A 24,826-nucleotide genomic window follows, 5' to 3' on the forward strand; every position below is an offset into this window, starting at 1 on the left:
GAACTCCCCCTGTCGGGTGACGGGACGTCAGCGCGCCCGGCGGCGCGCGGACGACTTCTTCTGGCTGGGCCGCAGCACGGGTTCGCCGGCCTCGACGGCCGCCGCCCGCAGCCCCTGGCCGAACCCGGCGAGGGCGTCGACGAGGGCGTCCGCGCTGGGCTCGGGAGCGAGCACGTCGACCCGCAGGCCGTGCTCCTCGGCGGTCTTCGCCGTGGCGGGCCCGATGCAGGCCACGACCGTGGAGGGGTGCGGCTTGCCCGCGATCCCGACGAGGTTGCGCACCGTGGAGCTGGAGGTGAACACCACCGCGTCGAAGGCGCCGGTCTTGATGGCGTCGCGCACCGGCGCGGCCGGCGGGGCCGCCCGCACCGTCCGGTAGGCCGTGACGTCGTCGACCTCCCAGCCGTTCTCCTGCAGGCCCGCGACGAGGGTGTCGGTGGCGATGTCGGCGCGCGGCAGGAACACCCGGTTGATCGGGTCGAGCACGTCGTCGTAGGGCGGCCACGCCTCCAGCAGCCCCGAGGCCGACTGCTCGCCCTCGGGCACGAGGTCCGGTTCGATCCCCCACTCGCGCAGCGCGTCCGCGGTGACCCCGCCGACGGCGGCGACCTTGAGGCCGGAGAACGCACGCGCGTCGAGGCCGTACTCGGTGAACTTCTCCCGCACGGCCCGCACGGCGTTGACCGAGGTGAACCCGATCCACTCGTAGCGCCCGGTCACCAGCCCCTTGACCGCCTTCTCCATCTGCTGCGGCGTGCGCGGCGGCTCCACGGAGATGGTCGGGACGACCTCGGCGGTGGCGCCGTGGTCGGACAGCTTCGCGGTGACCCCGCCGGCCTGCTCCTTGGTGCGCGGCACCAGGACGCGCCAGCCGAACAGCGGCTTCGTCTCGTACCAGCTGCCCTGCTCGCGCAGCGCGACGACGTCGCCGACGACGGCCGTCGTCGGGGACCCGTCGAGGGCGGCGGCGAGGGGTTCGAGCTCCCCCAGCGTCGTCGTCGTCGTGGACTGGGTGGTCGTGGTGCCGTGGGAGGTGACCGCGACCGGCGTCGAGGCCGCCCGGCCCGCGCCGAGCAGCCCGGCCGCGGCGGCGGCGATGTCGTCGCCGGTGCCGAGGACCACGACGGTGGCGTCCTTGTCGGCGTGGCGCGACCAGTCCAGGGACCGGCCCGCGGGGTGCACGACGTTGACGCTGGAGGTGGAGCCGGTGGTCATCGGCACCCCGGCGTAGGCCGGCACCGCGTTGACGACCGAGACCCCGGGGACGACGTCGAAGGACACCCCGGCCTTGCGGCAGGCGGCGATCTCGTCGGCCAGGCCGGTGAAGGTGGAGGCGTCGCCGTCCATGAGGCGCACGACGTGACCGCCGGCCTTGGCCGCCTTCACGACGAGCTTGGCCCGCGCGGCGCGGGTCAGGGGCTGCCCGTCGTCGCCGAAGCCGGCGTCGAGCACCTCCACGCCGTCGCGGCCGTAGCGGGCGGGGAGGTCCTCGCGGCTGGTCTGGTCGAGGACGACGACGTCCGCGGCGGCGAGCAGGTCGACCGCGCGCACGGTCAGCAGACCCGGGTCGCCGGGTCCGGCCCCGACGAAGGACACGTGCCCGAGGGTCTTCCCGGCCTTCGCGGTCCGCTCCGACCCGGGGCTGCGCAGGGACTTGCCCGACCGGCCGGAGCGCTTGGCCCCGGCCTGCTCCGGGACGGCGTCGCGCCCCTCCTCGGCCACGGTCACCTCGGTGAGGACGCTCACCTCGGGCGCCTGGGGGGCGACGGGGGTCCCGGTGGTGACCTCGAGGGTCGCCTCCGGTGCCTGCGCCGCCCCGGCGACCAGGGGGCTGTTCGTCATCGTGCTCACGAGCCACTCTCCGGATCGGGACGAGGACCGTCGACCGGACGGTCCTGGGGGTGGTTCTCCTGGGCTCCGCCGCCCACGGCGACGGGGGTCTGTGCGAGCTCGTGCTCGAGGAGGTCCGCGGCGACCGAGGCGCCGAGGCGGCGCGCGGCCCCCTCGTCGTCCAGGCCGGCGGCGGGCACCGCGCGGCGCACCAGCGCCCCGTCGGGGTCCTCGACGGCGACGTGCAGGACCCCGCCCGCCGCGTGGGCGCCCACGGGGGCCGAGCAGCCGGCCTCCAGCGAGGCCAGCACCTGCCGCTCGGCGGCGACGGCCCACCGCACCGCGGGCACGTCGAGGGCCGCCAGGGCGGCGAGCACCTCGGCGTCGTCGGCGCGGCACTCCACGGCCAGCGCCCCCTGCCCGGGGGCGGGGACGAACACCTCGGGGGCGAACAGCTCGCTCGCCTCGTGCAGGCGGCCGGTGCGGGCCAGGCCGGCGGCGGCGAGCACGACCGCGTCGAGCTCCCCGCCGGTGGCGAAGCCGATGCGGGTGTCGACGTTGCCGCGCACGGCGACCACATCGAGGTCGGGGCGCAGCGCGAGCAGCAGCGCGCGCCGGCGCGGGGACCCGGTGCCGACGCGGGCCCCGCGCGGCAGGTCGGCCAGCGTCGCGCCGCCGGCGGCGACGAGGACGTCGCGCGGGTCCTCGCGCCCGGGGACCGCGGCCAGCGCCAGCCCGTCGGCCGCGCTCGTGGGCAGGTCCTTGAGGGAGTGCACGGCGAGGTCGACCTCGCCGGCCAGCAGCGCGTCGCGCAGCGCGGAGACGAAGACCCCGGTGCCGCCGATCTGGGCCAGCGGGGCGCGGTCGACGTCGCCGCGGGTGGTGATCTCCACCAGTTCGACCGGGGAGCCGCCGCGGCGCAGCAGGTCGGCGACCCAGGAGCTCTGGGTCGTGGCGAGCGCGCTGCGGCGGGTGCCCAGGCGCAGCGGACGGGTCACGACACGTGGCCCACGGCGTCGGCGACGGTCCCCGACAGCGGGGCGTCCCCGGGCAGCGCGCCGCCCTGGGCGGTGACCTCGAGGTCGAAGAGCGCACGCAGGGCCGCGGCGTAGCCGACGCCGCCGGGGGCCTCGGCGAGCTCCTTCACCCGCACGGTCGGGGTGTGCAGGAGCTTCTCGACGATGCGGTGCACGGCGCGGTCGACCTCCGAGCGGGTCGTGTCGTCGAGGTCGACGCGGCTGGCGAGCCGGCGCATCTCGACCTCGACGACGTGGCGGGCCTGGGCCCGCAGGGCCACGACCGTGGGCGCGACGTCGGCGGCCCGCAGCGAGGCGGCGTGCGCCGCGACCTCCTCGGCCACGATGGCGCGCACCGCGCGCAGGTCCTGCGCCACGGCCGAGCTGGCGAGGTCCGCGCCGAGGCCCTCGAGGTCGACGAGGTGGGCCCCGCGCAGCGTCGCGACGTCGGGGTGGACGTCGCGCGGCAGGGCGAGGTCGGCCAGGAACAGCGGCCGCTCGGGGCGGTCGAGCAGGGCGCTGGCCACGGTGGCGACGTCCAGGACGTGCCCGACGGCGCCGGTGCAGCTGACGACGAGGTCGGCGGCGGCGACCTCGGCGCGCAGGTCGTCCAGGCCGGTGGCCCGCCCGCCGACGGCGGCGGCCAGGCGCTGCGCGCGGTCGGGGGTGCGGTTGGCGACGACGACGTCGAGGCCGGCGCGGGCCAGCGTCGTGGCGACGAGGGCGCTCATGGCGCCGGCGCCCACGACGAGGGCGCGGCGCCCGGGCAGCTCCCCCACGACCCCGGCGGCGCGGGTCATCGCGGTGTCGACGAGCGAGGCGCCGGCGGCGTCCAGCCGGGTCTCGGAGTGGGCGCGCTTGCCCACCCGCAACGCGGTCTGCAGCAGCCGGTCCAGCGTGCCGCCGGCCAGCCCGCGCTCGTGCAGGCCGCGCAGGGCGAGGCGGAGCTGGCCGAGGATCTGGCTCTCGCCGACCGCCATGGAGTCCAGCCCGCACGCCACCTTGAACAGGTGCTCGACGCCGGCGTCCTCGTAGTGGACGTAGAGCTGGTCGCCGAGCTCGTCCAGGCCCCGCCCGATCCGGCGGCAGAGCACGTCGCCGATGTCGGCGACGCCGCCGTGGAAGCGGGAGACGTCGCAGTACAGCTCGACGCGGTTGCAGGTGGAGAGGACGAAGGCCTCCTCCACGTGCGGGGAGGCGGTGAGGGCCCGCAGGACCTCCTCGGCGCCCCGGGCGTCGAACGCGGCGCGCTCGAGGACCTCCAGGGAGGCGGTGCGGTGGGAGAGGCCCACGACCATGAGCGCCACTCAGACCACCTCCCCGACCCGGTCGAGGACCGGCCCGGTCGCCCCCAGGGCGGGGCGCCGGCTCCGCTGCAGGGCGGGCACGGACGTCGTGGCGGTGGGGGCGGGAGCGGTGGGGGCCGGAGCCGCCGCGGTGGAGCGGACGGCCCGGCGCTGCGCGTGGAAGGCGAGGATCTGGAGCTCCGAGGCGAGGTCGACCTTGCGCACGTCCACGTCGGCGGGGACGCGCAGCACGGTGGGGGCGAAGTTCAGCACGCTGGTGACCCCGGCGGCGACGAGCCGGTCGCAGACGACCTGCGCGTGCTCGGCGGGGACGGCGAGGACTCCGATGGTGGGCTCCCCGGGGCGCAGGACCGAGGGGAGGTCGTCCAGGGGGCGGACGGGCAGGCCGCTGACGACCTCGCCCACGACGTGGGCGCCGTCGTCGAAGAGCCCGACGACGCGGAACCCGCGGGAGGCGAACCCGCCGTAGCCGGCGAGGGCGTGACCGAGGTTGCCGATCCCGACGATGACGACGTTCCAGCTGGTCGTCTGGCCGAGGTGGTCGGCGATCTGGCGGTGGAGCTGCTCGACGTCGTAGCCGACGCCGCGGGTGCCGTAGCTGCCCAGGTGGGAGAGGTCCTTGCGCAGCTTGGCCGAGCCGACGCCGACGGCGTCGGCGAGCGCCTCCGAGGACACGGTCCGCAGACCCGCCTCGGCGAGCGTCGAGAGGGCCCGCAGGTACTGCGGCAGGCGCGCCACGGTCGCTTCGGGGACGTCGACCGTCCCCACCTCGTCCTCGTCCACAGCGGTCAGACCCGCACCCTCGTACGTGTTGCTCCGGCTCCGGGAGGACCCCGGAACTCTCGGTCGTGCGCCAGCAGACTAGGCTCTTGTGAAGCCTTGCACAAAGTCGTGCGGCCCCGGCGTGACCAGGACCACGTCCCGCCTGAGCTGCACCGACGCAGGAAGGTCCACCTCACCTCGCCGCCTCACCCGCGTCCGCGCCGCCACCACCGCCGCCCGCCCAGGGCGTCGCGCAGGCGCTGCGCGTCCAGCCGGCCGAAGTCCCGCTCGACGCCGTCGAGGAGCACCACGGGGACCTTGTCGGAGTAGCGCCGCAGCAGCTCGGCGTCGGCGTCCACGTCGACCTCGGCCCACGTCGTCCCGGTGGCGGCGGCGACGTCGCGCACGACCTCGCGGCCCTCGTCGCACAGGTGGCAGCCCACCCGGGAGACGAGGACCAGCCGCGGCCGGACCCCGGCTCCGGGCCCCGCCCCTCCCCCTGACGCAGCGTCCACCACCGCTCACCCACCTTCCCGTCGAGAGCCCGCCGCGGGCCTACGATGCCCGCGTGCCCACTGCCGTGCCGCCCGCCCCGCCTGCGGTGCAGGCGGCGTTCTTCGACCTCGACAACACCCTGGTGCGCGGGGCCACCCTGTTCTACTTCGCCCGCGGCCTGGCCGCGCGCGGGTTCTTCTCCCGGCGCGAGCTGCAGCGCTTCGCCCGGCGGGCGCTGCGCTTCGCGGTGCGGGGAGAGCACCTGGGGCACCTCGTCGAGGCCCGCGACCTGGCCCTGGCCTTCGTCGCGGGGCACGAGACCGCGACGATCCGCCAGATCGGCGAGGAGGTCTACGACGAGCACGTGGAGGCCCGGGTGAGCGCGGGGGCCCGGGAGCTGGCCCACCGCCACCTGGCCGCGGGCGCCGCGGTCTGGCTGGTGACGGCCGCCCCGGTGGAGATGGCCGACGTGGTGGCCCGCCGCCTGGGGCTGACCGGCGCGCTGGGGACGGTCGCGGAGTCCGAGGACGGCGTCTACACCGGCCGGCTGGTGGGCGAACCGCTGCACGGGCAGGCCAAGGCCGACGCGGTGCGGGCGCTGGCCGAGCGCGACGGGTTCGACCTGGCCCGGTGCGCGGCCTACTCCGACTCCGCCAACGACCTGCCGCTGCTGATGATGGTGGGGCGGCCCGTCGTGGTGAACCCCGACCGCGCCCTGCGCCGGCACGCCGCCGCCCGCGGCTGGCCCGTGCACGAGTTCCGCCCCTGGCGCCACGCGGTGCGCTGGACGGCTCGGGCCGGGGCGGCGGGGGTGGGGGCCGTCGCGGTGGTGGGGCTGCTGCGCCGGCGCTGACGGGCGCGGGCGGGGCCCCGGACGCACGGAGGGCGGGCCTCCCCCGGGGGAGACCCGCCCTGCGCGCGTGAGCTCAGCTCACTTCTTGTTGCGGCGCTGGTGGCGCGTGCGGCGAAGCAGCTTGCGGTGCTTCTTCTTCGCCATGCGCTTGCGACGCTTCTTGATGACAGAGCCCAAGGGGTCCTCGCTCACTTCGTGTCGGCTGGTGCTGTGTGTCGACGCGGCCCGCGGCACCTCCGCAGACGGACTGCGGCGGGACCCCCGGCCGGACGACGTGCCGCTCGCGCGGCAGACCACCGTCGAGTCTAGCGGTCCCCCGGGACGGCCCCGCCCCGCGCGGCCCCGCCAGTGGGGGTCCGGACGACGGGCGGGGCGACGGGGAGGGCGGGGAGGGGGCGGCGCGGTGCCGTCGGCGCGGCTCAGGCGGTGTCGATGAAGGACTGGCGGAGGTACTCGTGGACGGCGGCCTCGGGCACCCGGAAGGAGCGCCCCACCCGCACCGCGGGCAGCTCCCCGTTGTGCACCAGCCGGTACACCGTCATCTTCGACACGCGCATCATCGACGCGACCTCGGCCACGGTCAGGAACCGGACCTCGGAGAGCGGGCGGTCCTCAGGCATCCCCACAGCACCCTTCAGTTCGCGCGCCGCGGCGCGCCGTCCCCCGCGGACGGCCCGGTGGGGGCGCGTTTCCAGACCACTGTAGGGGCAGGTGTGACGTGGGTGGAAGGTCTGCGTGTCCAGAAAGTTACTCTCAGTGATCTAAACAGCCTGTGAACAGGCATTACGCTCAGTAGATCGCCGGCGGGATCAGTCGAAGTCCGGGTCCAGGCCGTGCAAGGGGAAGGCGGCCCGGCGGGTGGCGAGGATCGCCCGGTCCACCGCGTCGTCGGGGTCGTACCCCGACTCCCACCCCGTGAACGTCGCGGGCTGCCCGTCCGTCATCGCCGCCGGGGCGTCGCGGCCGAAGACGTCCCGCACGTGGGCCAGCCACGGGGCGGGCACCGCGGTCCCCGGGGCGATCGGCGCGCCGGAGGCCTCCGCGACCAGGTGCGCCCACGTGCGCGGCACCACGTCGACGACCTCGTAGCCGCCGCCGCCCAGGGCCAGCCACCGGCCCCCGGCGGCGTCGTGGGCCAGGCGGTGCATCGAGGCCGCCGCCACCCGCTGCGCGTCCAGCGACACCATCAGGTGACCCAGCGGGTCCAGCGCGTGGGTGTCGCACCCGTGCTGGGTCACCAGGACGTCCGGGGCGAAGGCCGTCACCAGCTGCGGCACCACGGCGTGCACCGCCCGCAACCAGCCCGCGTCGCCGGTGCGGGCCGGCAGGGCCAGGTTGACCGCCCCGCCCAGCGCGCCCGGCCCGCCGAGCTCGTCGGCGAAGCCCGTCCCCGGGAACAGCGTCGTCCCGGACTCGTGCACGCTGATCGTCAGCACCCGCGGGTCGTCCCAGAAGACCTGCTCGGTGCCGTCGCCGTGGTGGCAGTCGAGGTCCACGTAGACGACGCGCTCGGCCCCCTCGCGCAGCATCGCCACCACCGCGGCCGCGGCGTCGTTGTAGACGCAGAACCCACTGGCGCAGCCGGGTTTCGCGTGGTGCATGCCGCCGCAGAAGTTGACCCCGTGCAGGGCGTCCCCGGCCACCAGCGCCCGGCCCAGGTCCACCGACCCCCCGACGATGCGGGCCGCCGCCTCGTGCATCCCCGGGAACGCCGGGTCGTCCTCGGTGCCGAGGCCGAAGACCTCCTGCGCCTGCCGCGGGTCGGCCGAGGCCGCCTTGACCGCGGCCACGTAGGCCGGGTCGTGGACGCTGGTGAGCAGGTCGTCGTCGGCCGGCTCGGCCGTCACCACCTGCACCCCCGGGCGGTCGAAGAGGCCGAACTCCCGGCACAGGCGGGCGGTCAGGTCCAGGCGGACCGGAGCCATCGGGTGCCAGCGCCCGAAGTCGTAGCCGTTGAACTTCGGGTCCCACACGACCCGCACCGCGTCGGTCACCGCTCAGCTCCCCGAGAGCTGCCGGGAGCGGGCCGCGGCCGCCTCGACGGCCGCGACCAGCGCGGCCCGCACCCCCGAGTCGTCCAGCTGCCGCAGCGCGGCCGCCGTCGTCCCCGCCGGGGAGGTGACCTGCTCGCGCAGGACCGTGGGGTGCTGCCCCGTCTCGCGCAGCATCGCGCCGGCGCCCACGACGGTCTGCACGACCAGCTCGGTCGCCGTCGCGCGCGGCAGCCCCAGCAGCACCCCGGCCTCGACCATGGCCTCCACCACGTAGAACACGTACGCGGGCCCGGAACCGCTCAGCGCCGTCACCGCGTCCAGGTGCTTCTCGGCCAGCACGACCGTGCGCCCGCACGAGCGCAGCAGGTCCTCGGCCTCGGCCAGCTGCTCGTCGCCGCAGGCCGAGCCGCCCGAGAGGCCCGCCATCCCCTCGTCGACGAGGGAGGGGGTGTTGGGCATGACCCGCACCACGGCCGTGCCCGCGGGCAGCCGCGCCTCGATCGCCGCGGTCGTGACCCCCGCCGCGAGCGAGACCACCAGCGCGTCCGGGGCCAGGTGCCCCGCGAGGGAGTCCAGCAGCGCGAGAAGGTCCTGCGGCTTGACCGCGAGCAGGACCGTCGAGGCCCCCGCCACCGCGCCCACGTCGTCCACGACGCGGACCCCGAACCGCTCGTGCAGCTCCCGCGCCCGCCCGGGGCGGCGGTCCACCACCAGGACGCCGCCGGGTTCGCGGCCGGCGCGCAGCAGACCGCCCAGCAGCGTCTGCCCCATCACCCCCGCCCCCACCAGGGCCAGGGTCCCGCTCACGCCGCCACCTCCGGGTCCGTCCCGGCCGCACCGGCACCGCCGGGGACCGCCTGCTCGGGTTCGCTCACGCGCGCCACGCTAGAACGCCACCGGCCCGGCGGCGGCCCGGACCCCGTCCGCGAGGCCGTCGCGGGAGCCGATCGCGTCCAGGCGGCGCAGGATGATGCCCTCCCGCAGCGCCCACGGGCAGACCAGCGCCTCCTCGACCCCGAGCAGCTCGAACGCGGCCTCGGCGACCAGGGCCCCGGCCAGGACCTGCGAGGCCCGCTCGGCGCTCACCCCGGCCAGCTCCGCGCGCTGCTTGACCCTCATCCCCGCCAGCCGCGGCACCCACGGCGACAGGTCCGCCCGGCGCAGCACCCGGCGCACCGCCGGCCCCTCCTCGCTGGGCGCGGCCCCGCACAGGCGGGCCAGGCTGCGGAACGTCTTGCTCGTCACCACGACGCGGTCGGGGCTGCCCGCGCGGGTCACGTCGCGGACCCGGGAGGCGATCTGCTGGCGCACGTGCTTGCGCAGGTCGCGGACGTCGCCCGCCGCGGGCGGGTCGCCGGGCAGGCGGTCGCGGGTCAGGCGCCCCGCCCCCAGCGGCAGCGAGAACGACACGTCGGGCGCCTCGTCCAGCCCGGCCGCGACCTCCAGCGACCCGCCCCCGATGTCCAGCACCAGCAGCCGCCCCGCGGACCACCCGAACCAGCGGCGGACGGCCAGGAAGGTCAGGTCGGCCTCGGCGGTGCCCGGCAGGACCTGCAGCCGCACCCCCGTGGCGCGCTCGACCTCGTCGAGGACGGCCTCGCCGTTGGTGGCCTCGCGCACGGCGCTGGTGGCGAAGGCGAGGAACTCCTCCACCCCCGCGTCCTCGGCCGCCGCCACCGCGGCCGCGACGGCGTCGACGAGCGCCGCGGTGCCGGTGTCGTCGATCGCCCCCTCGGGGGTGAGGTGCTCGGCCAGCCGCAGCACCCGCCGCAGCGAGTCCGCCGCCAGGGGCTGAGCCCCGGGGTGGGCGTCGACCACGAGGAGGTGGACCGTGTTGGAGCCCACGTCGAGAACGCCCAAGCGCATCCCGCGACCCTATTGGACGCGAGGACCCGTTCCGGACGCGCTTACCCTGCAGCGGTGAGTGCCGAGACGCCGCTGGACAGCGCCCGCCTGTGGCTGGAGTTCCCCGACCCCGAGGACGTCGAGCGCGGCCTGGACGGCGAGCGCGGCGCGGACACCGTGTACCGCGTCGACCTGACCTGGCTGACCAGCGACTACACCTGCATCTTCGGCAACGGCTGCCCCGGCATCTACGCCGACGCCCCCGACGTCGGCTGCTGCGCGCTGGGCGCGCACTTCACCGAGAAGGCCGACGAGAAGCGCGTCGCCAAGGTCGTGAAGCGGCTCACCCCCGAGACCTGGCAGTTCCACGCCGAGGGCCGGGCCGGGGGCTGGACCGAGCTGGAGGACGGCGCCCGCAAGACCCGCGTCCACCAGGGCGGCTGCATCCTCGCCAACCGGCCGGGGTTCGCCGCCGGCGCCGGGTGCGCGCTGCACCTGCAGGCCCTGCGCGACGGCGTCGACCCGCTGACCTACAAGCCCGACGTCTGCTGGCAGCTGCCGCTCAAGCGCTCCTACCGGACGGTCACCCGCGGCGACGGGAGCACCTACCTCGAGGTGAGCATCGGCGAGTACGACCGCCGCGGCTGGGGCGAGGGCGGTCACGACCTCGACTGGTACTGCACCGGCAACCCCGCCGCCCACGTCGGCACCCGGCCGGTGTTCCGCAGCTGCGAGAACGAGCTGCGGGAGATGATCGGCGACCGCCCCTACGAGGAGCTCGCCCGCCACTGCGAGGCCCTCGTGGCGCGCTCGCGGGGCGGTTCCGCCCACCGCCGCCTGCTCCCCCTCACCGTCCACCCCGCCGACCGCGGGGCGCAGCGGGGACCGGTGGCGTGAGCACGGTCGTCCCCAGCCCCAACGTCTGGAACTCCCCCGAGGTCTACGAGCTGGAGAACCTCGCCGTCGACCGCGGCGGGCTCGTCGAGGAGACGATGCGCGGGATCCACGACTGGGCGGGGCAGGACGTCCTCGACGTCGGCTGCGGGACGGGTTTCCACCTGGCCCGGTTCGCGGTGGACGCCCGGTCGGTCACCGGCGTCGAACCGCACCCGCCGCTGCTGCGCCTCGCGCGGCGACGGGTCCTCGACGCGCGCCCGGGCCCCGGAGCCGTCCGCGTCCTGCGCGGGGAGGCCGGGGCGCTGCCCCTGCCCGACGCGAGCGTCGACGTCGTCCACGCCCGCTGGGCCTACTTCTTCGGGCCGGGTTGCGAACCGGGGCTGGCCGAGCTGGACCGGGTCGTGCGCCGCGGCGGGACGGCCTTCGTCATCGACAACGACGCGACCCGCTCGACGTTCGGGCGCTGGTTCTCCCGCTCGCTGCCCGGCTACGACCAGGCGGCCGTGGACCGGTTCTTCGCCCGCCGCGGCTGGTCGGCCCGCCCCCTGGAGGTGGCGTGGGAGTTCGACTCCCGCGCCGACCTCGAGGCCGTGGTGCGCATCGAGTTCGCGCCCGGGCAGGCCGACGCGATCCTCGCCGAGCACCCCGGGACGAGCGTCGACTACGCCGTCGTGCTGCGGTACCGGGGGTTCTGAGCCTCCGCCGCGAGGTGCGCCGCGGCCTGGGCCGGCGACAGCGGCCGCGCGAACAGGTAGCCCTGGCCCCACGTGCACCCCGCCCCGCGGACCACCTCGTGCGACTGCTCGGTCTCGATCCCCTCCGCGACGGTCACCAGCCCCAGCGCCGAGCTCAGCGCGACGATCCCCGACAGCACCGCCGCGCCGGTCGCGTCGGCGCGCTCACCGCTGACGTCGTCGACGAACGACTTGTCGATCTTGAGGACGTCCACGGGCAGCCGGCGCAGGTACGACAGCGAGGAGTACCCGGTGCCGAAGTCGTCCAGGGCGATCCGCACGCCGTGCGAACGCAGCTCCTGCAACGTGTTCCGCGCCGTCGCCAGGTCCGCGACGGCCACGCTCTCGGTCACCTCCAGGCACAGCTGCCCCGGGGCCAGGCCGTGGCGGCGCAGCGCGTCGACGACGGCCGCGACCAGGCCGGGCTGCTGGAGCTGGTGCCCGGAGAGGTTGACGCTCACCTCCAGCCCCGACCGGCCCGCGGCGCGCTGCAGCTCCACCAGGGCCTCCAGCGCGCTCTCCAGCACGAAGGCGCCCAGGTCCAGGATCGTCCCGGACTCCTCGGCGACCTCCACGAACACCGACGGGGGGACGTTCCCCCGCTGCGGGTGCTGCCAACGCACCAGCGCCTCGAAGCCCACCGTCCGTCCGGCGGCGAGGTCGACCAGCGGCTGCAGGGCCAGGTGCAGCCCCCCGGTCGCCACCGCGTGGCGGAGGTCGGCGGCCAGCTCGGCGCGGTCGTGGGCGGCGTCGAGCAGCGCGCGCGAGAACGGCACCCACCGGTTCCCGCCGGCGGCCTTCGCCGCCCCCAGGGCGATGTCGGCGTGGCGGAACAGCCGCCGCCCCGCCTCCACCGCGTCCGCGCCGGCGTCCCCGCCCGGCAGCAGGGCCGTGCCCGCCGCGGCGGTGACGGCGACCGCGCGCCCCTCCACCTCCACCGGCCGCCGCGCGACGCCGACGGCCCGCTGGGCCAGGTCGGCCAGGGCGCGCGAGAGCGGCCCCTCCTGCCCGCGCAGCAGGACGGCGAACTCGTCGCCGTCGAGGCGGCCCAGCCACCCCCGGTCGCCGACGAGGGCGTCCAGGCGCTCCGCGACCGCGCGGACGACGAGGTCGCCGACGGCGTGGCCGTGCCGGTCGTTGACGGTCTTCAGCCCGTCGAGGTTCAGCAGCAGCAGCGCGCTGTCCAGCCCGTCGGTCAGGGAGCGCTCCATCACCTCCAGCAGCCGGCGCCGGTTGCCCAGGCCGGTGAGCGGGTCGTGGGTCGCGGCGTGGCGCAGCGCGTCCAGGGTGTCGTGGACCTCGGTGACGTCCTGGCAGTTCCAGACGATCCCGCCCACGCCCGGCACGCGCCGGGCGTCGCTGAAGCGCACCCGGCACCAGCGGACCTCGCCGGTGGAGCGCACCACGTAGCGGTGCTCGCTGTCGACCGACTCCGAGCCGGGGCGGCAGACCGCGGCGAACGCGGCCCGGACCCGCTCCCGGTCCTCGGGGTGGGTCCACGAGAAGGCGTCCCCACCCACCAGGGCCCACCGGTCGACCCCCCAGCGGCGGCTGAACGTCGGGGAGCAGAACGTGATGCGCCCCTCGGCGGTCGTGACCAGGACCTCGTCGCTGGCCTCGCGGGCCAGCGCCTCGTAGCTGGGCGAGACGACCGGCAGCCCCAGGGCGCGCAGCCGCTGCCCCAGCCGCAGGAGCCGCGCGGGGTTCACGGGGCCACCTCGCGCGCCTCGCGGGCCGCGGGGGCCTCGGGGGCCTCGGGGGCCTCGGGGGCCTCGGGGGCCTCGGGGGCCTCGGGGGCTCCGGGGGCTTCGTGCACGCGGTCGCGCCCGGCGTGCTTGGCGGCGTAGACGGCCGCGTCGGCGGCGGCGAAGGCCTCGTCCCAGTGGCCAAGGGCCACCCCGACGCTCACGGTGACGACGCCGGGGCCGTCCGGGCGGGCAGGGTGGGGCAGGGCGAGGGCGCGCACGGCGGCGTGCAGGCGCTCGGCCGCCGCCCGTGCGTCGGCGCGCTGCGCGGCGCGGCCCCCGGGCGCGCCGGCATCCGGGTGGAGCAGCACGACGAACTCCTCCCCGCCGGTGCGGGCCACGACGTCACCGGGACGCGAACCGGCCTCCAACGTCGCGGCGACCCCGGCCAGGCAGCGGTCGCCCTCGAGGTGGCCGAACCGGTCGTTGTAGCTCTTGAAGTGGTCGACGTCGACCACGAGGACGGCGACGGGGGTGCCGGGCGCCGGCAGCCGCTCGTGCAGGCCGCGGCGGTTGAGCAGGCCGGTCAGCTCGTCGCGGACGGCGGCGGTGGCCAGCGCGGCGATGAGCCGCTCCCGCTCCCGGGCCAGGGCCCGCTCGCGGCGCTCGGCGAGGAAGCGGGCGCGCTCGCTGGTCTCGACGTGGCCGGCCATCACGAGCCCGAAGAAGCCCGCGACGGCGACGGCGAGCAGGGCCGCGACCTGCAGCGGGACGGGGTCGGCGCCGATGAGCGCCTGCCCGTGGCCGAAGGCGGCGAGCATGGCGACGAGCCCGGCCGCGGCCTGACGCACGTCGGAGCGCAGCAGGGTGACGAAGAAGACGACGACGATGAACGACCCGGCGAAGTAGGCCCCGCCGAGCGCGCCGGGAGCGGTGCTCTGGATGAGGACCAGCACCGCCACGACGAGGGCGGCGGCCCCGGCGAACAGCGGCCCGTCCACGCCGGAGGCCGGGTCGCGGCGCAGCCGCCACCGCCGCACCACCAGCGCCGCGAGCATGGCGGGGGTGACCACCGCCAGGCGCAGGAGCAACGACAGGAGCACGACCTGCGGGGCCAGGACGAGGTCGACGAGGACGTAGAGGTCCAGGCAGCAGATCCCGAGCAGCGCGGTGGGCACCAGGTAGCGCGAGCGCGCCGCGTTGCGGGCCGCCCGGTACTCCGGTTCCAGGTCGGGCGGGAAGGGCCTCAGACCGGCCCGCACGGCGCCCAGGGCCGCCCACCGGTCACCGCTCCGTCCTCGCACCCGGTGGTTGTCGGCCGTCCCCGGCCCCGCCCGCACCCCCGCTCACCCGGGCGGCGCAGCGCCCGGTCCGGACCGGTTCGCCACCTGGGTCGTCACGGAGGGTCCCCACGGTGGATGATGGGCCCATGAGCGCGCACGCCACCCCGCCGGTCCAGCACGAGGAACAGCGGGTCCGCGGCCCGGTCCGGCGGCTCCAGCCCAGCCGCGGGACGGTCGTGGCCCTGGGGATCTGGGTCCTCGGCCTGGTCCTGGCCGGTCTGGTGCCGATGTTCCTGCTCGGCTACAACCCCTACGAGTCCGCGCCGAACGGCCGGATCGCCGTCGGGCTGGCCTTCACCCTCGTCGGGTCCCTGGTCATGGTGTTCTCCGCCTACCTGCTGTACCGCAAGAGCGGCAGCATCGGCGCCGCCATCCTCGCCTTCGTGCCGAGCTTCGTCTTCGCCACGTTCGGCATCCTCATGACCACCATGAAGACCCTCTACGGCGCCTGACCGGCCCTCCCGCTCCGACGCGACCCGCTCCCCGGCCCCGGGGGGCGGGTCGCGTCGTCGGTGGTGGCGTCGGTGGTGGCGTCGGTGGTGGCGGCGGTGACGACGCCGCTGGGGTGGCGCGGGAGGTGGTGTCCGAGGTCGGGCCTACGGTTCCCCCGTGCCCACCAGGACCTCCGCCAAGACCGCCCGCCCCGGCTACCGCTGCGCCGAGTGCGGCTGGACGACGGCGAAGTGGGCGGGCCGCTGTGGGGAGTGCCAGGCCTGGGGGACGGTCGAGGAGGTCGGCGGCACCCCGACGGTGCGCACGACGGTCCCCGCGCAGGTGCGCGAACCGGCCCGCCCCATCGCCGAGGTCGACGTCGAGGCCGCCCGGGCCGCGCCCACGGGCGTGGACGAGTTCGACCGCGTGCTGGGCGGCGGGCTGGTCCCCGGCGCGGTGGTGCTGATGGCCGGGGAGCCCGGGGTGGGGAAGTCGACGCTGCTGCTGGACGCGGCGTCGCGGGTCGCGGCCAGCGGCCGCACCGTCCTCTACGTGACGGCCGAGGAGTCCGCGGCCCAGGTCCGGCTGCGCGCCGAGCGGATCGGCGCGCTGCACGCCCGGCTGCTGCTGGCCTCGGAGACCGACCTCGCCACCGTCCTCGGGCACGTCGAGCGCTCCGCCCCCGACCTGCTGATCGTGGACTCGGTGCAGACCGTGGCCTCGGGGGAGGTCGAGGGCGCCGCGGGGGGCGTCTCGCAGGTCCGCGAGGTCGCCGGGGCCCTCATCCGCGTCGCGAAGCAGCGCGCGATGGCCACGCTGCTCGTCGGGCACGTCACCAAGGACGGCTCGATCGCCGGCCCGCGCACCCTCGAGCACCTCGTCGACGTCGTCTGCCAGTTCGAGGGCGAGCGCCACTCCCGGCTGCGGCTGCTGCGCGCGGTGAAGAACCGCTACGGCCCCACCGACGAGGTCGGCTGCTTCGACCTGAACGAGGACGGCATCGTCGGCCTGCCCGACCCCAGCGGCCTGTTCGTCTCCAGCACCCCCGAACCCGTCGCGGGCACCTGCATCACGGTGACCCTGGAGGGCCGCCGCCCGCTGCTGGCCGAGCTGCAGTCGCTGGTGGCGACCGACCAGTCCCCCGGCAGCGCCCGCCGGGTCACCAGCGGGCTGGACGCGAGCCGGATGGCCATGGTCCTCGCGGTCTGCCAACGCCGCCTCGGGGTGGCGCTGGCCAACCGCGACACCTTCGTCGCCACCGTGGGCGGGGTGAAGCTCACCGAGCCCTCCGTCGACCTCGCCGTGGCGCTGGCGGTGACGAGCGCGGTGACCGACCAGCCGATCCCGCCGGGGACGATCGCCCTGGGCGAGGTGGGGCTGGCCGGGGAGGTCCGCCGGGTCACCGGCGTGCCGCGCCGGCTCAGCGAGGCCGCCCGGCTGGGCTTCACCTCCGCCATCGTCCCCGCGGGGTCGCTGGCGGACGGGAAGGCCCCCGCCGGGATGACGGTCCACGAGGTCGCGACGCTGGCCGACGCGTGCGTGCGCGCGCGGCTGGTGCGGGAGTGAGGGCGCGCCGGGCGGGGTGACCCACCCGTCCCACCCGTCCCGCCGGTAGACTCCGCACCAGGTTCGAGAACGTGGTGCAGCGAGGACGTCGGAGGTGGCCCGTGCCAGACCGGACGCCTGACGAGGTCCTCAGGCAGACCCTCGCGATCCTGGCGCCCGGGACGGACCTGCGCGACGGCCTGGAGCGCATCCTGCGCGGGCGCACCGGGGCCCTCATCGTCCTCGGCTTCGACCGGGTCGTGGACTCCCTGAGCACCGGCGGCTTCGCCCTCGACGTGGAGTTCTCCGCGACGCGGCTGCGCGAGCTGGCCAAGATGGACGGCGCGATCGTGCTGGACCGCGACGTGTCGCGGATCGTGCGCGCGGCCGTGCAGCTGGTCCCGGACTCCTCCATCGAGACCAGCGAGTCCGGGACCCGCCACCGCACCGCCGAGCGCGTCGCGAAGCAGACCGGCTTCCCCGTCATCTCGGTGTCGCAGTCGATGCGGATCGTCGCGGTCTACACCGGCAACCGCCGCTACGTGCTGGAGGGTTCCGACGCCATCCTCGGGCGGGCCAACCAGGCCCTGCAGACGCTGGAGCGCTACCGCGCCCGCCTCGACGAGGTGACCGGCACGCTGTCCGCCCTCGAGATCGAGGACCTGGTGACCGTCCGGGACGTGTGCTCGGTCGTGCAGCGCATCGAGATGGTCTCCCGCATCGCCGACGAGATCTCCGGCTACGTGGTCGAGCTCGGCGTCGACGGCCGGTTGCTGTCCCTGCAGCTGGACGAGCTCGTCGGCGGGGTCGGCCCCGACCGCGAGCTCGTGGTCCGCGACTACCTCGAGGCCAGCCGCTACGAGGGGCCGCTGGAGGCGGTGCTGGAGTCGCTGGCCGGGCTGCACCAGTCCGACCTCGTGGACCTCTCGCAGGTGGCGAGGGTCCTGGGGTTCTCCGTCGGCGGGGACTCCCTCGACTCCGCGGTGAGCCCCAAGGGCTTCCGGCTGCTCAACCGCGTCCCGCGCCTGCCCGGGGCGATCGTGGAGCGTCTCGTCGACCAGTTCGGGGACCTGCAGAAGCTCCTCGCCGCGAGCATCGACGACCTCATGACCGTCGACGGCGTCGGGGAGCAGCGCGCCCGCGCGGTGCGCGAGGGGCTGTCGCGGCTGGCGGAGTCCTCGATCCTCGAACGCTACGTCTGACGCCACGTCCGGGCGGGCCCACCGCCCGGGGCGGGCGGTGGGCCCCGGCGCGGCTCAGGGGTGCGCGCGGTGCTCGCTCTCGGCGATGCGCTCCTCCAGCGCGTCGTCGTTGAACGGCTCGGCCCCGGTGGTCGTCGTGGCGCCCACCGTCGAGACGCCGGGCTCCACGACTGCGCCCGGGTCCGTCACACCGGTGACGGGGGCGGTCTCGACGGGGTGCTCCACCAGGGAGCGGGCGCCCGCGGCCGCGGCCGCGTCCTCGGCCCGGTGCTCGGCGACCTTCGAGGCCGCTGCGGCGGCGACGCCCACGGCGGCGGCGGCCCCGGCGACGAGGCCGGCCTTGACGCCGCCGCTCATCCCCTCGACGGGGACGGCGACACCGGTGGTGGCGATGCGCTCGGCCATGGCCTTCACCTTGGCGCCGGCGTCGCGCTCGGTGGCGAGGTTGGTCTCGAGCAGCGCGGCGACGGGCGCCGCGCCGCGGGCGCGGGCGTGGATCAGCAGCGTCTCGTAGACGGCCTGCTCGTGGTACTCGGTCTCCAGCGCCCCGGCGAGGATGACGGCGTCGACGAGGGAGTCGTCGGTCTTCTTGAGGTTGGCCTTGGCCTCGGCCGCCAGCGCCTTGGTCACCGGGCACGGGGAGTCGTCGACCTCCTCGCCCAGCAGGGCGAAGCACTGCTCGAGGACGGTGATCTGCTGGCGGGTCTCCTCGGCGTGCTCGGCGAGCAGCGCCTTGAGCTCCGGGCGGCGCGCCTCGCCCTGGAGGTCACCCAGCATGGCCAGGGTGTCCTTCTCCATGGTGAGGGCCGCCCCCAGCTTGTAGCTGAAGATCTGCTCAGGGGTGTTCAGGCGTTCGAACATCGTGCACTCCTCCGTGTCGTCCGTCCGGTCCCGCCAACCTGCCACGGCCGGGACGACCCCGCCCGTCCGGACGCCGGCCGCCGGGCCGCGGGAGGGGCTCAGCCCAGCGACACCGCCAGCGGCGCGGCGGTGGTCCCGTTCCACGACCCGGTGACGGTGTAGCCGCCGGGTTCGACGGCGGCCTGCCCGTCGGGGCAGCCGGCGGTGGAGCGCATCCGCGACCACGTCACCGACATCGAGCGCGACCCGCCCGGCTCCAGGGTGTAGACCTGCGAGGCCGTGGAGGACTGGCAGTCGGCGGTGGACCACACCTGGGCGCCGGCGGCGTCGGTCGCGACGAAGGTCCGCGTCGCGCTGCCGATCTCCGCCGAGCAGGCGGTCTCGGAGGTGTTCCGCACGGTGAGGACGAGCTTGGGGGTCTTCCCGGGCCCGTAGGTGGTGGCGTCGGAGGTGAGCGTCACCGCGAGCGCGGCCCCTTCGCAGGGGCTGACGGGGCCGGTGGAGGTCGGCGAGGCGCTGGGGCTGCCCGTCGGGTCCTCGGTGGGGGTGCCGGTGGCCCCGGTGGGGCTCCCGGTGGGTGACCCGGTGAGCGTGGAGGCGACCTGGCTGGGGTCGATCTTCCGGCCCTGCGCGGCGGCGTCCTCGGGGGACCTCGTGAGGGCGCGGATCCCGAGGACGGCCAGCGCCACGACGACGAGCAGGACGACGACGGCCACCAGGCGACGACGCCAGTAGGTGCCCTCCCCCTCCGGACCGACCGGGTGCAGGACGCTGCTCACCGGGTGGAGGGTAGCCGCGGGGGTGTCACCGCCGGGGAGGCGCGCCGTGCGACGATCCTGCGCGATGACACCCCGCCGGGCCCCCGCCACTCCCACCCCCACCCGCCCCGCCCCCGTCGCCGACCTCCACGAGCGGGTCCTGACCTGGTACGACGCCCACGCCCGCGACCTGCCGTGGCGCGCCCCGGGCTGTTCCCCGTGGGGCGTCCTGGTCAGCGAGGTCATGCTGCAGCAGACGCCGGTGGCGCGGGTGCTGCCCCGGTGGGAGGCGTGGCTGGCGCGGTGGCCGGCACCGGGCGACCTGGCCGCGGAGCCGCCGGGCGAGGCGGTGCGGATGTGGGACCGGCTGGGCTACCCGCGGCGGGCCCTGCGCCTGCACGCCGCGGCCGTCGCGATCCGCGACGAGCACGGCGGGCGGGTCCCCGACGACCACGCGCGGCTGCTGGCCCTGCCCGGGGTGGGGACCTACACGGCCGCGGCGGTGGCGTCGTTCGCCTTCGGGCAGCGCCACGCCGTCGTGGACACCAACGTGCGGCGCGTGCACGCCCGCGCCGTCACGGGCGCGGCCGAACCGGCGGCGGCCCTGACCGCGGCGGAGAACCGGCTGGCCGTGGAGCTGCTGCCCGAGGACGAGGGGACCGCGGCGCGGTGGGCGGTGGCCGTCATGGAGCTGGGCGCCCTGGTCTGCACGGCCCGCGCCCCGCGGTGCGACGCCTGCCCGCTGCTGGACCGCTGCGCGTGGGTGCTCGCCGGCCGTCCCGCGCACACCGGCCCGGTCCGCCGCGGGCAGGCGTGGGCCGGGACGGACCGTCAGGTCCGCGGGAAGCTGCTGGCGGTGCTGCGCGAGAGCGCGGGCCCGGTGGAGGCGGCGGTGCTCGCGGGCTGCTGGGCGGACGCGGCCCAGCGGGAGCGGTGCCTGGACGGGCTGGTGGCCGACGGGCTGGTCGAACCCCTGGACGACGGCCGCTTCACCCTCCCCCGCTCCTGAGGGCGGGCGTCAGTCGTCGGTGGAGCGGCGCAGGCGCTTGACGTCGCTGCGCTGGCGCTTGGTCTCCAGCCGGCGGCGCTGGGAACCGCGGGTGGGCCGGGTCGGGCGGCGCTGGGCGGGGGCCGGGGCGAAGGCCGCGGCGAGCTGGCTGCGCAGGCGCTCGGCCGCCGCGGCGCGGTTGCGCAGCTGGGCCCGGTGCTCGGAGGCGGCGACGGTGAGGGTCCCCTCGACGAGCCGGCCCGCCAGGCGCTCCAGCGCCCGCTCGCGCAGGTCCTCGGGCACCGACGGGGAACGGGCGAGGTCGAAGGACAGCTCGACGCGGGAGTCGGTCGTGTTCACGCCCTGGCCCCCGGGTCCGCTGGAGCGGGAGAACCGCTCGTGCAGCTCCGCCGCCGGGATCCGCACCCGGCGGTTCACCACGAGGTCCCCGTCCACGGCCCCACCCTCCCCCACCGCCCGCGGCGGCTCCCGCCCGGCCCCGGTTCAGGCCGGAACGCGGCTCAGCACCTCGGCGAGGACGCGGTCGGGGCCGCCCCGCACCGGGACCCGGAAACCCCGCTCGTCGGGCTGCAGGCCCTCGAGGGTGTCGAGCTGGCTGCGCAGCAGCGACGCCGGCATGTAGTGGCCCTCGCGCTGGGCCAGGCGCTGCGCGAGGACCTCCGTGGGCACCTCCAGCTCGCAGAACACCACCGACGGGTTGTCCCGCGCCAGCAGGTCCCGGTAAGCGCGCTTGAGCGCCGAGCAGGTCACGACGACGGATTCCCCGGCCTCCTCGCGGGCGGCGATCCAGGCGGCGATGGACCGCAGCCAGGGCCAGCGGTCCTCGTCGGTGAGCGGCGTGCCGGAGGCCATCTTGGCGACGTTCGCCGGGGAGTGGAACTCGTCGCCCTCGGCGAAGGCCCATCCCCGGGCCGCGGCGATCCCCTCGGCCACGGTGGTCTTCCCGCCGCCGGAGACGCCCATGACGACGACGGTCGTGGTGCTGCCCGCGCTCACCGGTCTCCTCCCCCCGCGGCGGGCAGGACCCGCAGCATCCTGCTGTTGCCCAGCGTGTTCGGCTTGACGCGGGCCAGGTCGAGGAACTCCGCGACCCCCTCGTCGTGGCTGCGCAGCATCTCGGCGTAGACCTCCGGCTCGACCGGCGTGCCCTCGATCTCGACGAAGCCGTGGCGCTCGAAGAAGGCCGTCTCGAAGGTGAGGCAGAACAGCCGGGTCACGCCCAGGTCGTCGGCCCGGCGCAGCAGCTCCTCCAGGACCCGCCCCCCGGTGCCCGTCCCCCGGGCGTCGGGGTGGACGGCGAGGGTGCGGATCTCGGCGAGGTCCTCCCACAGGACGTGGATCGCCCCGCACCCCACGACCCGGCCGTCGAGCTCGGCGACGACGAACTCCTGGACGGCCTCGTAGAGGGTGATGAGCTCCTTGCCGAGCAGGATGCGCTGGCGGGCGTACTCCTCGACGAGGGCTCGCACGGCGGGCACGTCCGCCGTGCGGGCGGGACGGACCACGACCCCGGGACTCTCGGACACGCCGGTGATCCTCGCAGACCGGCCCGGACGCACGACGGCCCGGCACCCCCGTGGGGTGCCGGGCCGTCGTCAGCGGTGCGGGATCAGTCCTCGACGCTCTTGGTGAAGGAGACGGGCTCGGGCACGTCCTCCTTCGAGGTGCCCTCGAAGGTGAACTTCTGCTCGGTCCCCTCCCCCTCGGTGTCGACGGACACGATCTGCCCGGCGCGCAGGTCCCCGAAGAGGATCTTCTCGGACAGGACGTCCTCGATGTCGCGCTGGATGGTGCGCCGCAGCGGACGCGCCCCCAGGACCGGGTCGTAGCCCTTCGTCGCCAGCAGGACCTTCGCCGACGGCGTGAGCTCGATGCCCATGTCCTTGTCCTTGAGCCGGTCGTCCACCCGCTTGATGAACAGGTCGACGATCTGGACGATCTCCTCCTGCGTCAGCTGCGGGAACACGACGATGTCATCGACGCGGTTGAGGAACTCCGGGCGGAAGTGCTGCTTCAGCTCGTCGTTGACCTTCGACTTCATCCGCTCGTAGTTCGTCTGCTGGGTCTGCGACCCGGCGGCGAACCCCGTGCCGACGCCCTTGGAGATGTCCCGGGTGCCGAGGTTCGTCGTCATGATGATGACGGTGTTCTTGAAGTCGACCATCCGGCCCTGGGAGTCGGTCAGGCGACCGTCCTCCAGGATCTGCAGCAGCGAGTTGAAGATGTCCGGGTGCGCCTTCTCCACCTCGTCGAAGAGGACCACGCTGAACGGCTTGCGGCGGACCTTCTCCGTCAGCTGCCCGCCCTCCTCGTAGCCCACGTAGCCGGGAGGGGAGCCGAACAGGCGCGAGACGGTGTGCTTCTCGGAGAACTCGCTCATGTCCAGCTGGATGAGGGCGTCCTCCTCACCGAAGAGGAACTCCGCCAGCGCCTTGGCCAGCTCGGTCTTGCCCACCCCGGTGGGGCCGGCGAAGATGAACGACCCGCCGGGACGCTTGGGGTCCTTCAACCCCGCGCGGGTGCGGCGGATGGCCTGCGACAACGCCTTGATGGCGTCGTTCTGGCCGATGACGCGCTTGTGCAGCTCGGCTTCCATGTTGAGGAGTCGGGTGGACTCCTCCTCGGTGAGCCGGACGACGGGGATGCCGGTGGAGACGGCGAGGACCTCCGCGATCAGCTCCTCGTCGACCTCGGCGATGACGTCCATGTCGCCGGACTTCCACTGCTTCTCGCGCTCGCCCTTCTGCGCCAGCAGCTTCTTCTCGTTGTCGCGCAGGGAGGCGGCCTTCTCGAAGTCCTGCGCGTCGATCGCGGACTCCTTCTCCCGGCGCACGTCGGCGATGCGCTCGTCGAACTCGCGCAGGTCCGGCGGTGCGGTCATGCGGCGGATCCGCAACCGGGCCCCGGCCTCGTCGATCAGGTCGATCGCCTTGTCCGGCAGGTAGCGGTCGTTGACGTAGCGGTCGGCCAGCGTCGCCGCCGCCACCAGGGCGGCGTCGGTGATCGAGACGCGGTGGTGGGCCTCGTAGCGGTCGCGCAGGCCCTTGAGGATCTCGATGGCGTGCGCCAGCGTGGGCTCGGGGACCTGGATCGGCTGGAAGCGGCGCTCCAGCGCCGGGTCCTTCTCGATGTGCTTGCGGAACTCGTCGAGGGTCGTCGCCCCGATGGTCTGCAGCTCACCGCGGGCCAGCATCGGCTTGAGGATGCTGGCGGCGTCGATCGCGCCCTCGGCCGCCCCGGCCCCGACGAGGGTGTGGATCTCGTCGATGAACAGGATGATGTCGCCGCGGGTGCGGATCTCCTTCAGCACCTTGCGCAGGCGCTCCTCGAAGTCACCGCGGTAGCGCGACCCGGCGACCAGGGCGCCGAGGTCCAGGGTGTAGATCTGCTTGTCCTTGAGCGTCTCGGGCACCTCGCCGCGCACGACGGACTGCGCGAGCCCCTCGACGACGGCGGTCTTGCCCACGCCGGGCTCGCCGATGAGGATCGGGTTGTTCTTGGTGCGGCGCGACAGCACCTGCATGACGCGCTCGATCTGCGGGTCGCGGCCGATGACCGGGTCCAGCTTGCCCTCGCGGGCGGCCTGGGTCAGGTTACGGCCGAACTGGTCGAGGACCAGCGAGCCGGACGGGGTGCCCTCCTGCGGGCCGCCGGACGTCGCGGGCTCCTTGCCCTGGTAGCCCGACAGCAGCTGGATGACCTGCTGGCGGACGCGGTTGAGGTCCGCGCCGAGCTTGACCAGGACCTGCGCGGCGACGCCCTCGCCCTCGCGGATCAGCCCGAGCAGGATGTGCTCGGTGCCGATGTAGTTGTGCCCCAGCTGCAGCGCTTCGCGTAGGGACAGCTCCAGGACCTTCTTGGCCCGGGGGGTGAAGGGGATGTGACCGGACGGGGCCTGCTGGCCCTGCCCGATGATCTCCTGGACCTGCTCGCGGACGGCGTCCAGGGAGATGCCCAGCGACTCGAGGGCCTTGGCGGCGACGCCTTCGCCCTCGTGGATCAGGCCGAGCAGGATGTGCTCGGTCCCGATGTAGTTGTGGTTGAGCATCCGGGCCTCTTCTTGGGCCAGGACGACGACCCGTCGGGCGCGGTCGGTGAACCTCTCGAACATGCGGCGCTCCTCGCGGGTGGTCGGGTCCGAAGGAGCAAGTCCCCCACGAACCATTCCGATGCTAGACCCGACCTCCGACAGCTTCACGCCCGTCGGCGTCGGCCGAGGGGCGGTGAGGCGGTCTGAGCCCGGTTGTCCTGTCCAACC

Annotated in this window: 25 protein-coding genes; 7 read left to right on the forward strand and 18 right to left on the reverse strand. The window is 75.5% G+C overall.

Features of this window, described 5'->3' with window-relative positions; translation table 11 throughout:
- Positions 1-27: 27 nt before the first annotated feature.
- The 5 genes from KRAD_RS08035 to KRAD_RS08055 all read right to left on the reverse strand — a co-directional run bounded on the left by KRAD_RS08035 (position 28) and on the right by KRAD_RS08055 (position 5,430).
- Positions 28-1,842 (reverse strand): bifunctional uroporphyrinogen-III C-methyltransferase/uroporphyrinogen-III synthase, encoded by a 1,815-nt coding sequence (locus KRAD_RS08035; protein WP_083782232.1) that lies wholly within the window; start codon positions 1,840-1,842, stop codon positions 28-30.
- A 5-nt stretch (positions 1,843-1,847) separates the two neighbouring features.
- Positions 1,848-2,828 (reverse strand): hydroxymethylbilane synthase, encoded by a 981-nt coding sequence (gene hemC / locus KRAD_RS08040; RefSeq protein ID WP_012085051.1) that lies wholly within the window; start codon positions 2,826-2,828, stop codon positions 1,848-1,850.
- A complete protein-coding gene (locus KRAD_RS08045) occupies positions 2,825-4,153 on the reverse strand; it encodes a glutamyl-tRNA reductase (protein ID WP_012085052.1) in 1,329 nt (442 codons plus the stop codon). Before KRAD_RS08045 ends, hemC begins: the two co-directional genes overlap by 4 nt.
- Positions 4,154-4,936 (reverse strand): redox-sensing transcriptional repressor Rex, encoded by a 783-nt coding sequence (locus KRAD_RS08050; protein ID WP_012085053.1) that lies wholly within the window; start codon positions 4,934-4,936, stop codon positions 4,154-4,156. It lies immediately after the preceding gene.
- Between the two features lie 185 nt (positions 4,937-5,121).
- Positions 5,122-5,430, reverse strand: a complete 309-nt coding sequence (locus tag KRAD_RS08055) for a glutaredoxin family protein (protein WP_041292869.1) — start codon at positions 5,428-5,430, stop codon at positions 5,122-5,124.
- Between the two features lie 53 nt (positions 5,431-5,483).
- Between KRAD_RS08055 and KRAD_RS08060 the strand changes: the two genes are divergently transcribed.
- A complete protein-coding gene (locus KRAD_RS08060) occupies positions 5,484-6,263 on the forward strand; it encodes an HAD family hydrolase (RefSeq protein ID WP_238985725.1) in 780 nt (259 codons plus the stop codon).
- 78 nt (positions 6,264-6,341) lie between these two features.
- Here KRAD_RS08060 and KRAD_RS25030 read toward each other — a convergent pair whose 3' ends face one another.
- From KRAD_RS25030 to KRAD_RS08080, 5 genes are all read right to left on the reverse strand, one after another.
- The gene (locus KRAD_RS25030; protein ID WP_012085056.1) at positions 6,342-6,440 is read right to left on the reverse strand and encodes a 30S ribosomal protein bS22; all 99 of its coding nucleotides are present in this window, start codon (positions 6,438-6,440) and stop codon (positions 6,342-6,344) included.
- A gap of 242 nt (positions 6,441-6,682) precedes the next feature.
- Entirely contained in the window at positions 6,683-6,883 is a 201-nt protein-coding gene (locus KRAD_RS08065; RefSeq protein WP_012085057.1) for a helix-turn-helix domain-containing protein, read from the reverse strand.
- Positions 6,884-7,072: 189 nt separating this feature from the next.
- Complete coding sequence (locus KRAD_RS08070) at positions 7,073-8,257, reverse strand: acetoin utilization protein AcuC (RefSeq protein WP_012085058.1); 1,185 nt, start codon at positions 8,255-8,257, stop codon at positions 7,073-7,075.
- A 3-nt stretch (positions 8,258-8,260) separates the two neighbouring features.
- Entirely contained in the window at positions 8,261-9,064 is an 804-nt protein-coding gene (gene proC / locus KRAD_RS08075; protein WP_012085059.1) for a pyrroline-5-carboxylate reductase, read from the reverse strand.
- A 78-nt stretch (positions 9,065-9,142) separates the two neighbouring features.
- The gene (locus KRAD_RS08080; RefSeq protein WP_012085060.1) at positions 9,143-10,123 is read right to left on the reverse strand and encodes a Ppx/GppA family phosphatase; all 981 of its coding nucleotides are present in this window, start codon (positions 10,121-10,123) and stop codon (positions 9,143-9,145) included.
- 54 nt (positions 10,124-10,177) lie between these two features.
- Here KRAD_RS08080 and KRAD_RS08085 point away from each other — a divergent pair, with 54 nt between their 5' ends.
- Both KRAD_RS08085 and KRAD_RS08090 read left to right on the forward strand, forming a co-directional pair.
- Positions 10,178-10,999: a DUF3109 family protein gene (locus KRAD_RS08085; RefSeq protein WP_012085061.1), complete on the forward strand. Its 822-nt coding sequence runs from the start codon at positions 10,178-10,180 to the stop codon at positions 10,997-10,999.
- Positions 10,996-11,694, forward strand: a complete 699-nt coding sequence (locus KRAD_RS08090; protein ID WP_012085063.1) for a class I SAM-dependent methyltransferase — start codon at positions 10,996-10,998, stop codon at positions 11,692-11,694. Before KRAD_RS08085 ends, KRAD_RS08090 begins: the two co-directional genes overlap by 4 nt.
- Here KRAD_RS08090 and KRAD_RS08095 read toward each other — a convergent pair.
- Both KRAD_RS08095 and KRAD_RS27490 read right to left on the reverse strand, forming a co-directional pair.
- Positions 11,661-13,442: a putative bifunctional diguanylate cyclase/phosphodiesterase gene (locus KRAD_RS08095; RefSeq protein WP_012085064.1), complete on the reverse strand. Its 1,782-nt coding sequence runs from the start codon at positions 13,440-13,442 to the stop codon at positions 11,661-11,663. The two genes, KRAD_RS08090 and KRAD_RS08095, sit on opposite strands and share 34 nt — an antisense overlap.
- A complete protein-coding gene (locus tag KRAD_RS27490; protein WP_157873543.1) occupies positions 13,439-14,722 on the reverse strand; it encodes a diguanylate cyclase in 1,284 nt (427 codons plus the stop codon). Before KRAD_RS27490 ends, KRAD_RS08095 begins: the two co-directional genes overlap by 4 nt.
- 125 nt (positions 14,723-14,847) lie before the next feature.
- Here KRAD_RS27490 and KRAD_RS08105 point away from each other — a divergent pair, with 125 nt between their 5' ends.
- The 3 genes from KRAD_RS08105 to disA all read left to right on the forward strand — a co-directional run bounded on the left by KRAD_RS08105 (position 14,848) and on the right by disA (position 17,940).
- Positions 14,848-15,213 (forward strand): hypothetical protein, encoded by a 366-nt coding sequence (locus KRAD_RS08105; RefSeq protein ID WP_041291966.1) that lies wholly within the window; start codon positions 14,848-14,850, stop codon positions 15,211-15,213.
- A gap of 157 nt (positions 15,214-15,370) precedes the next feature.
- A complete protein-coding gene (gene radA, locus KRAD_RS08110; protein WP_012085068.1) occupies positions 15,371-16,759 on the forward strand; it encodes a DNA repair protein RadA in 1,389 nt (462 codons plus the stop codon).
- A 101-nt stretch (positions 16,760-16,860) separates the two neighbouring features.
- Positions 16,861-17,940 carry a DNA integrity scanning diadenylate cyclase DisA gene (gene disA / locus KRAD_RS08115; protein WP_012085069.1) on the forward strand — a complete coding sequence of 360 codons (1,080 nt, stop codon included), beginning with the start codon at positions 16,861-16,863 and terminating at the stop codon, positions 17,938-17,940.
- Positions 17,941-17,994: 54 nt separating this feature from the next.
- On the opposite strand, the gene KRAD_RS08120 is transcribed toward disA, so the two are convergent.
- Positions 17,995-18,801, reverse strand: a complete 807-nt coding sequence (locus KRAD_RS08120) for a ferritin-like domain-containing protein (RefSeq protein WP_012085070.1) — start codon at positions 18,799-18,801, stop codon at positions 17,995-17,997.
- A 98-nt stretch (positions 18,802-18,899) separates the two neighbouring features.
- Positions 18,900-19,580, reverse strand: coding sequence for a DUF4232 domain-containing protein (locus KRAD_RS27495; protein ID WP_012085071.1), 681 nt, complete (start codon positions 19,578-19,580; stop codon positions 18,900-18,902).
- Positions 19,581-19,644: 64 nt separating this feature from the next.
- On the opposite strand from KRAD_RS27495, the gene KRAD_RS08130 reads away from it, so the two are divergent.
- Positions 19,645-20,568, forward strand: a complete 924-nt coding sequence (locus KRAD_RS08130) for an HhH-GPD family protein (RefSeq protein WP_012085073.1) — start codon at positions 19,645-19,647, stop codon at positions 20,566-20,568.
- Positions 20,569-20,577: 9 nt separating this feature from the next.
- Here the strand turns inward: KRAD_RS08130 and arfB are convergent, their stop codons facing one another.
- The 4 genes from arfB to KRAD_RS08150 form a co-directional block, all read right to left on the reverse strand.
- Positions 20,578-21,003, reverse strand: coding sequence for an alternative ribosome rescue aminoacyl-tRNA hydrolase ArfB (gene arfB, locus KRAD_RS08135; protein ID WP_041291969.1), 426 nt, complete (start codon positions 21,001-21,003; stop codon positions 20,578-20,580).
- Between the two features lie 48 nt (positions 21,004-21,051).
- A complete protein-coding gene (locus KRAD_RS08140; protein WP_012085075.1) occupies positions 21,052-21,564 on the reverse strand; it encodes a gluconokinase in 513 nt (170 codons plus the stop codon).
- Positions 21,561-22,103 carry an amino-acid N-acetyltransferase gene (locus tag KRAD_RS08145; RefSeq protein ID WP_375791721.1) on the reverse strand — a complete coding sequence of 181 codons (543 nt, stop codon included), beginning with the start codon at positions 22,101-22,103 and terminating at the stop codon, positions 21,561-21,563. Before KRAD_RS08145 ends, KRAD_RS08140 begins: the two co-directional genes overlap by 4 nt.
- Before the next feature lie 74 nt (positions 22,104-22,177).
- Positions 22,178-24,679: an ATP-dependent Clp protease ATP-binding subunit gene (locus KRAD_RS08150; RefSeq protein WP_041291970.1), complete on the reverse strand. Its 2,502-nt coding sequence runs from the start codon at positions 24,677-24,679 to the stop codon at positions 22,178-22,180.
- Positions 24,680-24,826 lie beyond the last annotated feature (147 nt).

The organism is Kineococcus radiotolerans SRS30216 = ATCC BAA-149, assembly GCF_000017305.1.
GTDB classification, from domain to species: domain Bacteria; phylum Actinomycetota; class Actinomycetes; order Actinomycetales; family Kineococcaceae; genus Kineococcus; species Kineococcus radiotolerans.